Below are 15,744 nucleotides of genomic sequence, written 5' to 3' on the forward strand. Positions count from 1 at the left end.
AAGTAAAATGTAAAACCATCTTTTTTACATTTTGCATCGAAACTATTTGGTAATCGAAGCATTCGTTTTGGCTTCTTCTGTTTTAATTTTGTCTAATGCTGCTTGTGCCGTAGCGACCACATCTTTATAATCCGTGAAATTATTGATGACGCTTTCTAAAATATAAGTCGCTTGAAAACTGTCTTTCAAACCATAAAAATTGCTAGCCATCACCACCAACCCTTTGGCGCCCAAATAGCGATAACTGGAGTAATTTTTAGCTAGTTTTTGAACCGCTTCGTTCGAAGCTTCAAATTTGCCCTCTTTATTTTTGAAATACGCATCGTAGTAAATAGCTTCGGCCGCTACTTCGCCTTTGGCAATGGGCAACAATTTAGCATAACCCAGTTTCGCTTTGGCTTCGTCTCCAACTTCAATCGCGCTTCGAGCTACTATAATTTGAGCATCGCTTTTGACCATTTCTTCAGTTTTGGGCTCGGCTAAAACTTTTTCGGCATAGACCACCGCCTTACTGTAGTTCTTCGTTTCGTAATACATTTTCATCAAATTGGCCATCGCAAAAATTTTGTTTTGTGCCACATCCGATTCGGTTTCTAAACGCAATAAGACTATTGTAGCAAGCTCGCTTCTTTTATCTTTTAAATGAATTTGAGCCAAACGCACTAGGGCTTGTTCAGTAAATTCAGAACGAGATTGAGCCACCACAAAATCATAATGCGGTATTGATTTTCCAGTGGCGCCTTCATTGTAATACGCTTGCGCTACTTGAAAATTGGCTTTTAAAGCATGAATCCCGTTGGGAAAAGACGTCAGATACGCATTCCAACCCGCAAGAGCTTGTTTGGTATTGCCTTGTTGCCATTGTTTTTCGGCCGCTTCATAACTGTCGTTTTCCAATTCGACATCGGTAACCGAAACAAAAGATAGCGTTCGCACCCAAGCCGCATATTCATTGACTTTGCCGCTATCTACATAAATCAAACGCGCGGAAGACACCGCCTCTAAAGCCTCTGGAGTTTTAGGAAAATCGGCCGCAATCTTTTTGAACTTGGCCAAGGCCAAATCATTTTTATCATCATTGTAATACACCAATCCTTGACGCAACAACGCTTTGGAAGTAAATGATCCTTCCGGGAATTCGGCAATCAATTGATTGTAGGTTTTAAGTGCCAATTCCTCTTTCTTATCGGCAACATACGTATTTCCTAGTTCAAACAAAACATCATCACGATACACCGAAGTTGTAAAACGGGCTAAAAACGCCGTCAATTCAGCAATTTTCTTATCATTTTTTGCCAAAAAACCATAACAAAGCGCTTTTTGAAAATAGCCATAATCTGAATCTACGCTATTCAATTCGATCGCTTTCAGATAATTATCAATCGCGGGCCAATATTTTGAACCCACAAATCTACAATCCGCCAAACGCAAATAAGCGTCTGCCAAACGCACTTTATCTTCTTTGTTCTCTTCTATTTGCTTTTGAAAATAAGTGGCTGCTTGCTCATATTCTTTCAATTTAAAACTCGCATAGCCTAAATTATAATTACTGTTTTTGAATTCGGGTGTCGCAGTGGCACTAGATAAACTGGCAAATTGTTTAAAACCTGCCAAAGCCGTAGCATAATCTTCTAAGACAAAATCCGATTCAGCTTTCCAAAACGTGGCGCGAGCGTTGATTGCAGGATCTTTTGATTCGTTTATGGCTCGGGTAAAAAGCTTGTTTGCTGTGGCATAATCACCAGCCGTAACCGCTTCGATTCCGCTGTAAAACAACACTTTTTGATACACGATTTTATTCTCTGCCGTTTTATTTCTTTCCAATAAAACGAGGGCTTCTTTGTAATTTTTAGAAGAGATATAAGAATCAATCAACAATTTCTCTACTTCACTCGCATTCGCATTTCGTGGATATTTTTCTAAAAAAGCTAACAAAATAGAAGGCACACTTTCGTATGAATTTCCAATTTCATAACTCAATTTGGCATAATTCAACCTAGCGTCTTCTTGAAGCTCTGCATTGAAATCCATCTCAGAGGCATTCTTAAACGCATGCAAAGCTTGTGTTTTTTGTCCCAAATCCAAATACGATTCGCCTAAATGATAATAGGCATTTTGGGCCACAAAATCTTTTCCGTCAATGATTTTATTAAACTGAGCAATGGCGTTTTCATATTGTTTTTGCTGATAATACGCATAGCCCAATTGATAAAAATCGGTATTGTTCCACTTGCCTTTTTTTCCTTTATATTCAGATAAATACGGAATCGCTTTTTCGTAGTTTTTGAGGTTAAAATAACTTTCTCCTATAATTTTATTTAGTTCAGACAACTCCATTTCATTCGATTGAGCCATCGCTTTCAAACCCAAATCAATCGCTTTTTGGAAATTACCCAACTTAAAATTCATATCCGCCTGAAAATACGATAACTTCTCTTTGTATTTTTCTTCACCTGAAACCTCATCAAAATACTTTGTTGCCGCTTTGTAATCATCGCCTTCATACGCCATAAAGCCCAAGTAATACTTGGCTTGAGCACCGTATTCTGGCGTATTCACAACAGTATTCAAATATTTTATAGCCTCTTTTTTCTTTCTGGCATTGTAATAACTGTAGCCTTTTTGAAAATTGAATTTATCCAATTCTTTTTTGCTAAGCTCGTTACTTTCCACTTTATCAAACCAAAACAAAGCTTTCGGAAAATTATTCTTTTCAAAATAAAAATGAGCCACTTCAAGATACGCCTGATTGCGTTTGATGTTCGTTGGATACCTCGTCACGAAATGTTCTACCAACTGATCCGCATTCGGCTGTTGCGTACGAATCGCACAATTGGCCACATAATAGGCGCAATCGGCCAAAATTTCTTCCTGATTTGTTTTTTTGGCAACTTGTTCAAAAATCACTTTTGCAGCAGCATATTGCTGATCGTTATACAACAAAAGTGCCGTATTAAAATCCTTTAAATCATGAGTATAAAGGGTTGATTTTTGAGCAGAAACAATAGAAAAAGTAAGTAGAAAAGGCAAGAAAAAAAGCCTGTAAAATATACGCATTTTGCTTATTTTTTAATCATTCAAATATATCATATTATCACCTTACTAACGATGCTTTATAACATTTTATTATCATTCAAAACCCTTTACTTATTTTCTTGAAGCGGCAACAATAGGCTTATTTAGCCACATCGTCCTGCTCTTCGCTATATCTTTTTTGTATAACAGGCAGTTAAAAAACTGTCTGTTATACAAAAAAGGATGCCGCTGCGATCATTGCTATAAAGAAACAATAGTGATTTTTTACAAACAATTTTTAAGGACAGTATCGTTTTTTATTCGAATGCGTTGAATTTATTTTGAATCCAAACACTAACTTCTTACTTTTACGCAATAAATCACTTCAATCATGTCACAAACCGTATTAGCTTTACACAACGTAACCATATATCAAGAAGGAAGAACCATTTTATCCGAAGTAAATTTAGAGGTAAATCATGGTGAGTTTATCTACATTATTGGAAAAACGGGATCTGGAAAAAGTAGTTTATTAAAAACCCTTTACGGCGACTTACCCTTAACAGAAGGGAACGGACATATTGTAGATTTCAGTCTAGAAACCCTAAAAGAAGACGAGATCCCCTTTTTGAGACGCAAAATCGGAATCGTATTTCAGGATTTCAAACTCTTACCCGATCGTTCTGTAAACGATAATATGCTTTTTGTACTCAAAGCAACAGGTTGGACAGAGGCAGTTGCCATGAATGACAAAATCGAAGAAGTGCTTACCAAAGTAGGCATGCAAGATTTTGGCAACAAAATGCCACACCAACTTTCGGGCGGAGAACAACAACGAGTAGCCATTGCCAGAGCCTTGCTTAACGATCCTGAATTCATCTTAGCCGACGAACCTACCGGAAATTTGGATCCTCAAACCAGTGCCGAAGTACTTGAATTGCTTAAAAAAATCAATGCCAACGGAAAAACCATCATCATGGCCACTCACGATTATGCCTTGTTGCTAAAATACCCCTCCAAAACATTGAAGTGCGAAGATTCTAAAATTTTTGAAGTGGTTCAGCGCACGGTATAATGCTTTCTGTTCTTATTCCGGTATACAATTATGCGGTATTTCCATTAGTTTTGGAAGTACACAAACAATGTATTGCCGCCGGAATTCAATTCGAAATCCTTTGCCAAGACGATTTTTCTACATCACATATAGAAGAAAATCTTGCTATTGAAAAGCTACCCTATTGCACTTTTTCTAAAAACAAAGTCAATTTAGGTAGAGGAAACAATCGAAACCTACTGATTCAAAAAGCTCAATTTGACTGGTTACTTCTTTTGGATTGCGACACCTTTCCTAGAGATTCTTTTTTTATCAAAAACTATCTTTCGTTTATACAAAAACCGATGTCATCTTTGGTTTTTGGAGGTATTATATATCATCCCAAAAAGCCACACAACTCACAATTGTTACGCTGGGTGTATGGTCAAAAAAGAGAAGCACTTCCTTGCAACATCAGGAATAAAAAACCCAACAGCAGCGCTTTAACTTCTAATTTATTAATCAAAAAAGAAATCGCTACACAATTTCCGTTTCCAGAATCTCTAAAAGAATACGGATATGAAGATTTTTGTTTTCTCACCAATTTAGCTTCACAGAACATTACTGTATTCCATCTTGACAACCCTACTTTTCATCTCAATTTAGAAACTTCAACAGCTTTTTTAGCCAAAACAGAAATGGCGCAAAAAAACTTGTTGTTTTTAGTCCGCCATCAAATCATCGATACCAAAGAAAGCAAGATTGCTCGCGTATTTTTATTAGCAGAAAAATTAAAATTAGTGGGACTACTCAGTTGGTTGTTTCAAAAAACGAAAAAGAAAGTCAGCCAAAATTTGTGTTCAAAAAAACCATCATTACTCCTTTTCGATTGGTACAAATTGGGTTATTTATGTCACTTGCAAACTAACGCTGTATAATCAAACTATCGAACAAGGCTTTCCATTGGTGCATAATAGTATTTAGCTCATAGTTAGCTATACTTTTTTGAGCATTTTCACCCATCGTTTTTCTCATTTTTTCATCCTGAAAAAGCAAAACCAATCGTTCCACAAATGCATCAACATTACCATCCTCAACCAAAAAGCCATTTACACCATCAGTGATAATTGACCTTGGACCTACTGGACAATCGTAAGCCACACAAGGCAAACCAGAAGCCATAGCCTCAAGCAGCACCAAACCCAATCCTTCATAACGTGAAGTCATCACAAACACAGCACTATCTAAATAAACCGTCTCAACGGCCACAACAGGTGGATAAAACGTAACGCTACTTTCAACACCTAATGCCTGAGCCAACGGAAGCAATTGGGTTTCAGGATTCAAAACGCCATAAATACAAAGTTCCCATTCGGGTTGAAGTTTAGCCACTTGCTGCCATATCACCAGCAAACGGTCCAATCCTTTTTCATAGGCATTTCTGGCAATTGCCACTACGCGTTTAGAACTGATTTGCTTCTTTTCTGAAGTTCTAATTACTAAGGGATTGGTAATAATGGTACAATTTGAAGCAGGCCACTCTTTGGCGCTTTCAGCATTCAAAACAACGAAGGCATCAAATTGCTTGGCTGCCCATTCTTTAAACCAAAGGGTGTAATTGTATTTCATTTTGTTCAAAAAGGAAATAGAAAACGGCGCTTCTTTTTGGTATTTCGACCCGTGACATTCGAATACAATGGGTATTTTTTTGTTTAATAAAAATGGAACCAAATAGGCTTTCAATCCATTGTCTGCAACAATAATACTATCGGGTTGTAAAGAAAGTGCTAATTCCTTAAGTTGCTTTTTATATTGAAAAACAGCCTTCATCGATTGCCCTTTTCGCTCAATATCATGCCAAACAATAGTAGGATGAAAATCAAAAAAGGGATTTTTATGGCCTTCATTTTGGGTAACTACGTGGATTTCATAACCCCATTTTTCAATAAAATAATGCGTTTTTAGAGAAAGTATTTTGGCCACACCTCCCGCATTATTGACAGAGGGAATCAGATAAAGCAATTTCATTGTTTGGATGCCAAAAATTGTGGATAGTCTCGAATATAATCCGATTCTTCAAAAACATCCGATGCCAAAACCAAACAAACAGCACCCGAAGAAAAATTTTGTAATTCTCTCCAAATCCCTGTCGGAATTAGTAATCCAACCGAAGGTTTATTGAGTAAAATTGTTTTTTTATCCAAGCCATCATCTAACACCACTTCAAAACTGCCGCTTAAAGCAATCAAAACTTCTTGCTGAACAATATGCGAATGTCCTCCTCTAAATGCCGAACTTGGCACATCAAAAAGGTAATAAACTCGTTTGAAATCGAAGGTTAAGATATCCTTTTGAATAAATCCTAAATTCCCTCGAGTGTCTTCTACCACTGGAATTGCAATCGTTTTTAGGTCTTTAAGAGTAGTTTTCATTGGGTAATTTCTAAGTATTTTTTGCGCCCATTAAACGCAAATTGAATGGCTTTGGGTGTTTCTTTTAGCCTTATCTTTTTCTGTTTTACATCATAAAACACTTTTTGTAAAACGCGAAAAATCCAATTGCTCATTCCTATACGTTTCAAAAAAGCGCCTTGAATGTAATACCGTTGCAAAAACGATACTTTATCTGTAGTCGTTTGTGTCTCATGGGCAGCAATTACTTTGGGAACAAAAGAAATTTGCTGTTGTTGACCGTACAAATCCATTAAAAAAATCGCTTCTTCACCCATCTCAAAGGTCGCTCCTAATCCAAAATGAGTATCAAATTCAATTCCTGAGGCGTCCAAAATGGCTTTATTTATCGTTATTTCAATTGACATTACAGAAAACAAAGTCAATGGTTTTAAAAACTTTTGACTCTTCTTTGGATATTTTTTAAACAACTTCCTATTTTCGTTTTCAATCTGAAAACTAATCACTGCTGCATCGGGAAACAGTTCATAAGCAGCGACAATTGTTTCTATAAAATCAGGTTGAAATACTTCATCGTCATCTGCCAAAATTAAAATTTCTCCTTGGGAATTTTTCAATCCCAAATTCCTACTTTTAGACAACCCTATTTCAAAGGAATTAATGACTTTGACAGTAGGAAAACTGGAGGTTAAAATAGCATTTTCATCGGTTTGATTGACGATTAAAATTGAAAAATCAGCAAAATGAGCAAAAGGAAACATCGGAATCAAAAAATCCAACGAATTCCTATTCATCGTTGCAATTATAATTTCAACAGCCTCTTTTGTATAGCGAATATTCAATTTGTTCTTACATTTACACAAATATAGAAAAATAGGGTTTGTAAATGAAAATACTTTTGATTGGCGAATACAGCAGGTTGCACAATTCTTTAAAAGAAGGCTTGGTGGCATTGGGTCATGAAGTCGTACTTGTAGCCTCGGGTGATGCTTTCAAAAACTTCCCTTCTGATTATTCGTTTCGAGCCCAAATTACCAATAGTAATTGGTTTTTTAAGAAAACAAGAAACCTTATTTACAGTGTAACTCGAATTGAAATGGAGCAGATAGAACATGCGATTCGTTTTTACTTTTTACTTCCAAAGCTTAATAAATTTGACCATGTGCAACTCATTAACTCAGATGCATTAGCCACTTTTCCTTGGGTTTCGAGATTTCTATATCGCAAGTTATTTCAAAATATAAAAAGTAGAAGTTTGGTGGTTTGCGGTGACGAAACGCCCGTCATTGATTATTTGCTAAAAAAAGAATTGCCTTATTCTATTTTGACGCCTTTTTTTGAAGATGCTACACTCAAAAATCATTTTTATTACCCTTTAAAATACACCAAACCAGCTTACAGAAAAACCTTCGAATGGTTAGCACAAAATTGTCAAACGATGACGACTTCTGATATGGATTATAAAATTCCGATGGAACGTATGGGATTCAATGCACCCTTGATTCCTAATCCGGTAAATTGTGAAAAGATTCCTTTTGAAGCCATAAGCCATCTTGAACCCGTTGTGATTTTCTTAGGTATTAATCGAGGGAGTTATATTAAAAAAGGAATACCTTATTTTGAAAAAGCATTGGCCGAAATTGAGAAAAAATTCGGTAGTAAAGTTCGTATCTCTATTTGCGAAAACCAACCCTATGAAGCTTACATCAGCCTGTACAATAAAGCACATATCGTGCTGGACCAAATTTATGCTATGGACCAAGGGTATAACGCTTTGGAAGCTATGGCAAAAGGAAAAGTAGTTTTTACGGGTGCTAACGAGGCGTTTACGAATTATTATGGTTTAAATGAAAATGTAGCAATTCACACGATACCAGATAAAGATTACCTTGTGAACCAATTATCCCACTTAATCGAAAACCCAAGCAAACTAAAGGAAATTGGAGAACGAGCAAGAGCATTCATAGAAAAAGAACATCATTATAAAAAAATCGCAGAACAATATCTTGCGGCTTGGAAACTTTAACTCTTCGGTAAAAATAGTTTTCTAAACACTAACAAAATCAATACAAAACCTAAGGCACTAGCGTAGCAATACGCTTGAATCGCTCCCTCATATCCCCGAGTTTTTATCCAATACAGTGATAATAGTAAATAGCTTAGATTAAAAGTTATTTCAAGAAAAAAATAAACTTTGAGTCGTGCTTTGACCAAAATTTGGTAGCCAAAAGCTAAAGTTAGTATTTTAAAAAAATCACCTAAAAATTGCCAAATCAATACCGATTGTAATTTCAAAAATTCAGGGGTAAATACCCACTTCAAAATCCATTCTTTGGCAAAAAACAAAACCAATAACATTACTAAAAACAAAGGAACAAAAGACGAAAAGTACACCTTTACTTCTTGCTTAAAAGCGTCCTCGGTTGACAATGACGCTAATTTTGGCATATAATACAATGACAATCCCGAAGTAAAAAAAAGCATATAAAAACTAGATAATTTGGTAGTAGCTTCCCAAAAACCAGCTTCGACTAAAGAATAATTTACAGTAATTGCATTCCGTATCAAAAGCAGTGTTAACGGAGCAATAATGGCCGTAAGCAAAGCCATCGCAGAAAACTTTTGAATGGCCGTCACATATTCTTTTTTAATTAAAAACCGAAAATGAAATTGAAAAAGGCGTTTGTCTTTTATGACAAAAACTAAAGTAGCAAACACCATAAGTAGTTCACTTACTGCAATCGCCCATACCGCACCACTAATGGTATGAAAATAAATCAAGCTTATGGTAACCAAAAAAACCAAAACAGAAGAAACCAATTGCACTAAAACAATAGTTTTGAACTGTTCCAATCCATTATAAATGGCTAACCAAAACGTATTAAGCAATACCAACGGCAAAGACAAACCTACTATTCGGATTGGAGTAGTCCATTGGTTGGAATGAAACAAAAGCTGTCCGATAGCCTCCGCAAAACAGAAAACCCCAATGGCTAATAAAGAAGAAATAATAAAGAAAACGGATAGAAAAGTAGCATACAATTCCGAAAGTGCTTTTTTATTTTCTTTGTTCTCAGCTACTAATTTTACCAAAGAAGTACTAATACCAAGCGTTGCAACGGATTTTAGCATCGCACCCAGATTTCTAAAATTACCTAATATGGCCATTCCAGAAGGCCCTAAAAAAACCGCAACCATCTTGTTCGAGATAAATCCCAATACAAAAGTAGTTCCTACCGAAAGTGAATTCACACTCAGCACCTTGAATAGATTATTTTCTTTAAAAAACTTCAAATACTTATTCTTAAAATGGCTCAAAATCAGCAACTAATATTGATTTAAGGCTTTGATAATAGCCCTAACTTCTTCATCCTCTAGAGCTGGATGTAGCGGAATACTCAAAACCTCCTCGTGTATCTTCTCGGTGAAGGGAAACGAGAGTGCATTCATTTGCGCCAAAGCCTTTTGCTTGTGCGGCGGAATGGGATAATGAATTGCTGTTTCGATGCCGTGTTGTTGTAAATAGACTTGTAATTCAGCCCTTCTTGAAATTCGAATCACAAACAAATGGAAAACGTGATTTTTAGAAAAATCCCAAAATGGCAAGATGATTTTATCGTTTTTGATTTCGGTCAAATAACGTTTGGCAATACTTCTTCGCTTATCATTATCTGCATCTAAATTAGATAATTTCAGGTTCAAAAAAGCGGCTTGAATTTCATCCAATCTTGAATTTACACCAATAAATTCGTTCAGATATTTTGTTTCGGAACCATAATTACGAAGGGATTGTATCACTTTTGCCAATTGAGCATCATTGGTAACTACTGCTCCTCCATCGCCCAAAGCTCCTAAATTTTTACTCGGATAAAAACTGTAGGCAACAGCCCATAGTTCGTTTTTGGAATTTGGAATTTCAAAATTGGAATTTCTTTCAATCCCGTGAGCTTGCGCTGCATCTTCCACAACAATCAAACTATGTTCAGTGGCGATAGCATTAATTCGCTCCATTTCTGCCAATTGACCATACAAATGAACTGCCAAAATAGCTTTGGTCTTTGGCGTTATTTTTTCTGGAATCAAATCAGGATTAATGTTGTAGGTTTCTATTCTTGGTTCTACCAAAACAGGAACCAAATCAGCAGCTAGGACCGCCAAAATAGTAGCAATATAGGTATTGGCTGGCACAATAACTTCATCCCCTTTTTGCAATTTACCTAATTGGATATAGCCTTTAAAAATCAAAATCAAAGCATCCAAACCATTGCCCACTCCCACACAATATTGGGTTTTACAATAGGTTGCAAAATTATTCTCGAAGGTTTCGACTTCTTTGCCTAAAATATACCAACCACGCTCTAAAACCGATTTCAATGTGTCTTGAAATGCCGTTTCATACCGTTCGTTTATTTTTTTTAAGTCTAGAAATCGTATCATTTTAAGGAGTTTTTATAAAAATCCTGACTCCATACCGTGCAACCCAATTCTTCTTTTTGCTGTAATAAGCCGCTATGAAATCCTTTTTCGCCAGAGTCATTTACAATTCCCATATCAAAAAAAAGTTTGCCCTTTTTTTGAAAAATATCTAGTAAAGAAATGAATAAAAAATCCAAGGCGCGGTATTTTTCACCTTTTTTGGAAGTGGCACCGTACTGCGATTTTACTCCGTTTTCAAATTCAAAAATGGTGATTCCTGCTACAATCTTATCCTCCAAATAAACTGAAAATTGTTTGATATTTTGAGGAAATCTCTCGTGAAGCAATTGAATTTCTGCTAAGCTATGAACTGGTTTTACATCGTATTTTTCTGCTAATCTTGGCTCTAGAATTTTTTCCCAAAAAGGCTGAAAATTAGTTTCTTCTACTACTCTCAATCCTAATACTTCTGTTCGTCTAAAATGCTTTAATTTACTTTTAGAAATTGGAATCTCTTGAGACAAATGAGCCACCATATTCATTTCTTTTCGGTACAATTGCGCTCCTTTTTTCATCAAAAAAAAGTCAATTGCTGCATTGCCATGTCCTAAATAAAACGAAGGAATTGGATGTAAATAAAAATGTTCTATTCGCTTGCTTTTGAAAAAATCAAACAACAAATCCAGAATCGTTTCTATCTTTTCTATTTTTAATTTGGAAGCATACACCAATCCGCCGTAAGTCAATCCTTGATGTGAATATACCTTGTTGTCTACTCTATTGGCAGGCAAAATAGCTATCAACTTCGTTTTATCAAATACTAACAATGAAAAATCATCGAATCGATCTTGATGGTACTCCATAAAATCTCTATGAAACAAAAAGGTTGCATTGTATGCGCTACTTACAAAGGTGTTCCAAAGCTCGTAATCACTTTTTTCATAGTGCTTTATCGTATAATTTTTCACCATAAAAACTTAAAAGTTATTGATTTGGTTTTAAATCCAAGGTGGGTAATGACCAATTAAACTTAACCACAAGCAATCGAACAACAATAATAACTAAAGAAGTGATTAGGTAAACCAACGTATCGGGAAGTTGCCATTCTTTGAGTACAAAAAAGACCGCTCCTCCTAAAATACAAATCGTGGCATATATTTCTTTTCTAAAAATAACAGGAATTTCAACACACAAAACATCTCTAATAACGCCTCCAAAACAAGCCGTCATGGTGCCCAATGCTACACAAATATAGGGATGCACACCAAAATCAAGGCCTTTTTGAATTCCGATTAACGTAAATACTCCCAAACCAACAGTGTCAGATAACAGCATCGAGAGTTTAAACCTAAGTAGTTTCCCTCTAAAAACGACTACCAAAACAAAGCCTAAGGTGATAATATACAGGTAATTCAAATCTTGCATCCAACCTACGGGTGTTCTACCAATTAACACATCTCGGAGCGTTCCGCCTCCTACGGCTGTCACAAAAGCGATAATTAATACCCCAAACGGATCCATGCGTTTGTGAAGTGCTGTAAGTGCCCCTGAGATGGCAAATGCCAAAGTCCCAATAAGGTCTAATGCATCAAAAAATGTCATACTATAACTTTTAAGTCGCTAAATAAGATGTAAAAATCGTTTCAAAAGTAAAGAAATATACTCGTAAAACGACACAGAATAGAAATGGAATTGATTTGGATGATTTTCTTCCTGTATAATTTTATACAAAACCCACACAATATGTATATTTGTAATTAAAAAAAGTTGAAACAAATTACTTCCATACAAAATCCGTATATAAAATCATTAGTCCTACTTCAAGAAAAAGCAAAAGCTAGGAAACAAACCGGAACTTTTTTGATTGAAGGGCAAAGAGAAATTAGCATTGCCATAAAAGGCGGCTACGAAATTGAAACCTTATTATTTGTTCCTGAAATTTGTTCAGAAAACCAAACCAAACAATTAGTTTCAAATGCTGAACTCATAGAAATTACTTCGTCCGTTTATGAAAAACTAGCTTACAGAGATTCTACAGAAGGTGTCTTGGCTGTTGCCAAAACCAAATCGACATTGTTATCAGATTTAAAGCTCTCCGAAAATCCTTTGATTCTGGTGGCAGAGGCTCCAGAAAAACCAGGCAACATTGGTGCTTTGTTACGAACGGCAGATGCAGCTAATTTGGATGCTGTTATCATTGCCAATCCAAAAAGTGATTTGTATAATCCGAATATTGTTCGTTCGAGCGTAGGCTGTTTGTTTACCAATCAAATCGCAACAGGCAGCACGGCCGAAATTATTACTTTTTTGAAAGAGAGAAACATTCATTTTTATTGTGCAACGTTACAAAATTCTAACGGGTATCATTTACAAAATTATACTACTCCAACAGCTTTGGTGGTAGGAACAGAAGCTACAGGACTCACGCAAGAATGGCGTGATGCAGCAACGCAAAACATCATTATCCCCATGCAAGGCGAAATCGATTCGATGAACGTTTCGGTGGCGGCAGCTATTTTGATTTTCGAAGCCAAAAGACAAAGAGGTTTTTAATGCTCTCCAAAATTACTCGAAACAGAAAGACTAACTCGCAGTTGCAAGTCCCATAATAATTACTTATTTTTAGAAAAAGAACCCTGCCGTTATGACCGAATTAGAAATAGAAAAAGAAAACAAAGCCATCGCACAAGAATACAAAGAATTGTTGCGTATTAGCTACCAAACCTTAACGACAACAGATAAAAAACTGATTCGTTTAGCCTTTGACGTTGCCGTGGATGCCCACAAAGACCAAAGAAGAAAATCAGGTGAGGCTTATATTTTTCATCCTATAGCCGTGGCCAAAATTGTCGCTTCGGAAATTGGTTTAGGTGCTACCTCTATAGCCGCCGCTTTGTTACATGATGTGGTTGAGGATACCCCCATGACGGTTCGCGAAATTGAACGCCTTTTTAATCCTAAAGTGGCGCAACTCGTTGAAGGACTAACCAAAATATCGTTGGTTCAAAAAGACTTAAACGCCTCTATTCAAGCCGAAAATTTTAGAAAAATGATTCTGACCTTGAACGATGATGTGCGTGTAATTTTGATAAAATTGGCCGATCGTTTGCACAATATGCAAACCATGGATTCGATGAGAGAGGATAAGCAGACTAAAATCGCTTCGGAAACCTTATATATTTATGCCCCACTTGCACACCGATTGGGATTATACAACATCAAAACCAAATTAGAAGATTTAGGGCTAAAATACACCGAACCAGATGTATACAATGAAATTGTTAGTAAAATAAAAGAAACCAAAGAAGAACAAGATGCGTATATCAAAGACATTTCAGATGTACTAAAAACTTCTTTGGACAAAGAAGGTATCCAATACATCATAAAAGGAAGACCCAAATCAATATACTCCATCCGTCGGAAAATGAAAGCTCAAAATGTGCGTTTCGACGAAGTGTATGACAAATTTGCTTTGCGCATAGTATACAATGCAGAACCTCACGAAGAGAAATTTTTAGCTTGGAAAATCTATTCCATAGTTACAGACTTTTACAGACCAAGCCCTAGCCGATTGCGAGATTGGATTTCTTCGCCTAAATCTACTGGTTATGAAGCACTACATATTACCGTTATGGGACCAAAAGGACGATGGGTCGAGGTACAAGTCCGAAGTGAACGCATGGACGAAATTGCCGAAAAAGGATATGCCGCACACTACAAATACAAAAATGGCGCTACCGAAGAAAGTGGCTTAGATGTATGGCTGAATCTATTACGTGAAGCATTAGAAAACTCAGAAACCAACGCTGTTGATTTTGTGGAAGATTTCAAAATGAATTTATATTCAAAAGAAATCTTTGTGTTTACCCCGAAAGGCGATATCAAATCACTGCCCAAAGGTGCTACCTCATTAGATTTTGCTTTTAGCATCCATTCAGAAATAGGAATTAAAACCAGAGGAACTCGTGTAAACGGAAAACTAGTCCCTTTAAACCATGAACTCAAAAGTGGGGATCAAGTCGATGTGATTACCTCTCAATACCAAAAACCAACCGCCAACTGGCTCGATTATGTAACCACCTCAAGAGCCAAAACTAAAATAAAAAATGTCTTAAACGAAAACACCAAAAAAATTGGCGAGGAAGGAAAAGAGATTCTTACTCGAAAACTGAAACATTTGAAAATTAATTTGAGTGAATCAGTAACCAATGAGTTGGTGAATTTTTTCAAACTCAAAACCAGCTTGGATCTTTATTATAGAGTAGGAATTGGTGCTATTGAAAATCAACAATTAAAAGACTTTGCGGCCAAAAAAAGCAACACCATTATCAATTTCTTTAAAAATAAAATAAAGAGAAATCAAAAAAACACGGCCGATGCTGATATCAACAAACCAGAAATCAACAACAATTACGATTTATTGGTTTTTGGAACAGAACACGACAAATTGGATTATAAATTTGCTCCTTGTTGCACCCCAATTCCAGGTGATGATGTTTTTGGTTTTGTCACTATCAACGAAGGAATAAAAGTACACAAAAAAGATTGTCCCAACGCCCTTGGAATGCAATCCAACTATGCCTATAGAATCATGATCGCTAAATGGATTGACTCTTCTCAAGAAGAATTCAAAGCCTTACTGAACATTACCGGAATGGATGTTATGGGGCTCACCAACCAACTCACTAAAGTAATTTCAAACAACATGCATGTTAACATTCAGAGCATTTCATTGAGTACTAATGCAGGATTATTTGAGGGTCAGATTGCCGTAATTGTACAAAATAATACCATTCTGAAAAAACTAATCAATAACATCAAAAAAATTGATGGAATTGAGACTGTAACCCGAGTCTATAATACCTAAAA

General features: G+C 36.1%; 13 protein-coding genes. 5 read left to right on the top strand and 8 right to left on the bottom strand.

All coding sequences use genetic code 11. The annotated features are described in order from the left end of the window. Positions 1-42: 42 nt before the first annotated feature. Positions 43-3,057: a tetratricopeptide repeat protein gene (locus tag AO58_RS0107770; protein ID WP_024981170.1), complete on the bottom strand. Its 3,015-nt coding sequence runs from the start codon at positions 3,055-3,057 to the stop codon at positions 43-45. A gap of 349 nt (positions 3,058-3,406) precedes the next feature. On the opposite strand from AO58_RS0107770, the gene AO58_RS0107775 reads away from it, so the two are divergent. Together AO58_RS0107775 and AO58_RS0107780 are read left to right on the top strand one after the other, a co-directional pair. After that, complete coding sequence (locus AO58_RS0107775; RefSeq protein ID WP_024981171.1) at positions 3,407-4,090, top strand: cell division ATP-binding protein FtsE; 684 nt, start codon at positions 3,407-3,409, stop codon at positions 4,088-4,090. Beyond that, positions 4,090-4,986, top strand: a complete 897-nt coding sequence (locus AO58_RS0107780; RefSeq protein WP_024981172.1) for a glycosyltransferase family 2 protein — start codon at positions 4,090-4,092, stop codon at positions 4,984-4,986. Before AO58_RS0107775 ends, AO58_RS0107780 begins: the two co-directional genes overlap by 1 nt. Here AO58_RS0107780 and AO58_RS0107785 read toward each other — a convergent pair. The 3 genes from AO58_RS0107785 to AO58_RS17050 are packed head-to-tail and all read right to left on the bottom strand — an operon-like array spanning position 4,973 to position 7,253. Next, positions 4,973-6,076 (bottom strand): glycosyltransferase family 4 protein, encoded by a 1,104-nt coding sequence (locus AO58_RS0107785; RefSeq protein ID WP_024981173.1) that lies wholly within the window; start codon positions 6,074-6,076, stop codon positions 4,973-4,975. The two genes, AO58_RS0107780 and AO58_RS0107785, sit on opposite strands and share 14 nt — an antisense overlap. Next, the gene (locus AO58_RS0107790; RefSeq protein ID WP_024981174.1) at positions 6,073-6,480 is read right to left on the bottom strand and encodes a sugar 3,4-ketoisomerase; all 408 of its coding nucleotides are present in this window, start codon (positions 6,478-6,480) and stop codon (positions 6,073-6,075) included. The genes AO58_RS0107785 and AO58_RS0107790 overlap by 4 nt, the downstream gene beginning before the upstream one ends. After that, positions 6,477-7,253 carry a glycosyltransferase family 2 protein gene (locus tag AO58_RS17050; protein WP_162150399.1) on the bottom strand — a complete coding sequence of 259 codons (777 nt, stop codon included), beginning with the start codon at positions 7,251-7,253 and terminating at the stop codon, positions 6,477-6,479. The genes AO58_RS0107790 and AO58_RS17050 overlap by 4 nt, the downstream gene beginning before the upstream one ends. 92 nt (positions 7,254-7,345) lie before the next feature. Between AO58_RS17050 and AO58_RS0107800 the strand changes: the two genes are divergently transcribed. After that, on the top strand, positions 7,346-8,485 hold the full coding sequence (locus AO58_RS0107800) for a glycosyltransferase family protein (protein WP_024981176.1): 1,140 nt from the start codon (positions 7,346-7,348) through the stop codon (positions 8,483-8,485). On the opposite strand, the gene AO58_RS0107805 is transcribed toward AO58_RS0107800, so the two are convergent. Genes AO58_RS0107805 through AO58_RS0107825 form a run of 4 tightly spaced genes read right to left on the bottom strand, consistent with a single transcriptional unit; the run spans position 8,482 to position 12,477 of the window. After that, on the bottom strand, positions 8,482-9,753 hold the full coding sequence (locus AO58_RS0107805; protein WP_074917690.1) for an O-antigen translocase: 1,272 nt from the start codon (positions 9,751-9,753) through the stop codon (positions 8,482-8,484). The genes AO58_RS0107800 and AO58_RS0107805 overlap by 4 nt on opposite strands. 33 nt (positions 9,754-9,786) lie before the next feature. Then, the gene (locus AO58_RS0107815; RefSeq protein WP_024981178.1) at positions 9,787-10,896 is read right to left on the bottom strand and encodes a DegT/DnrJ/EryC1/StrS family aminotransferase; all 1,110 of its coding nucleotides are present in this window, start codon (positions 10,894-10,896) and stop codon (positions 9,787-9,789) included. Continuing rightward, positions 10,893-11,846: a hypothetical protein gene (locus AO58_RS0107820; protein ID WP_035717455.1), complete on the bottom strand. Its 954-nt coding sequence runs from the start codon at positions 11,844-11,846 to the stop codon at positions 10,893-10,895. The genes AO58_RS0107815 and AO58_RS0107820 overlap by 4 nt, the downstream gene beginning before the upstream one ends. 13 nt (positions 11,847-11,859) lie before the next feature. Continuing rightward, positions 11,860-12,477 carry a trimeric intracellular cation channel family protein gene (locus AO58_RS0107825; protein ID WP_024981180.1) on the bottom strand — a complete coding sequence of 206 codons (618 nt, stop codon included), beginning with the start codon at positions 12,475-12,477 and terminating at the stop codon, positions 11,860-11,862. Positions 12,478-12,642: 165 nt separating this feature from the next. Here AO58_RS0107825 and AO58_RS0107830 point away from each other — a divergent pair, with 165 nt between their 5' ends. Both AO58_RS0107830 and AO58_RS0107835 read left to right on the top strand, forming a co-directional pair. After that, entirely contained in the window at positions 12,643-13,428 is a 786-nt protein-coding gene (locus AO58_RS0107830) for a TrmH family RNA methyltransferase (protein ID WP_024981181.1), read from the top strand. A 91-nt stretch (positions 13,429-13,519) separates the two neighbouring features. Continuing rightward, positions 13,520-15,742, top strand: a complete 2,223-nt coding sequence (locus AO58_RS0107835) for a RelA/SpoT family protein (RefSeq protein WP_024981182.1) — start codon at positions 13,520-13,522, stop codon at positions 15,740-15,742. Positions 15,743-15,744: the final 2 nt, after the last annotated feature.

Source organism: Flavobacterium succinicans LMG 10402 (genome assembly GCF_000611675.1).
Lineage (GTDB): Bacteria > Bacteroidota > Bacteroidia > Flavobacteriales > Flavobacteriaceae > Flavobacterium > Flavobacterium succinicans.

Coding starts and splice junctions, on each gene's coding strand:
- AO58_RS0107835 (WP_024981182.1), top strand. CDS start 13,520: ATGACCGAATTAGAAATAGAAAAAGAAAACAAAGCCATCGCACAAGAA.
- AO58_RS0107815 (WP_024981178.1), bottom strand. CDS start 10,896: ATGATACGATTTCTAGACTTAAAAAAAATAAACGAACGGTATGAAACG.
- AO58_RS0107825 (WP_024981180.1), bottom strand. CDS start 12,477: ATGACATTTTTTGATGCATTAGACCTTATTGGGACTTTGGCATTTGCC.
- AO58_RS0107770 (WP_024981170.1), bottom strand. CDS start 3,057: ATGCGTATATTTTACAGGCTTTTTTTCTTGCCTTTTCTACTTACTTTT.
- AO58_RS0107775 (WP_024981171.1), top strand. CDS start 3,407: ATGTCACAAACCGTATTAGCTTTACACAACGTAACCATATATCAAGAA.
- AO58_RS0107820 (WP_035717455.1), bottom strand. CDS start 11,846: ATGGTGAAAAATTATACGATAAAGCACTATGAAAAAAGTGATTACGAG.
- AO58_RS0107800 (WP_024981176.1), top strand. CDS start 7,346: ATGAAAATACTTTTGATTGGCGAATACAGCAGGTTGCACAATTCTTTA.
- AO58_RS17050 (WP_162150399.1), bottom strand. CDS start 7,253: ATGAATAGGAATTCGTTGGATTTTTTGATTCCGATGTTTCCTTTTGCT.
- AO58_RS0107785 (WP_024981173.1), bottom strand. CDS start 6,076: ATGAAATTGCTTTATCTGATTCCCTCTGTCAATAATGCGGGAGGTGTG.
- AO58_RS0107780 (WP_024981172.1), top strand. CDS start 4,090: ATGCTTTCTGTTCTTATTCCGGTATACAATTATGCGGTATTTCCATTA.
- AO58_RS0107790 (WP_024981174.1), bottom strand. CDS start 6,480: ATGAAAACTACTCTTAAAGACCTAAAAACGATTGCAATTCCAGTGGTA.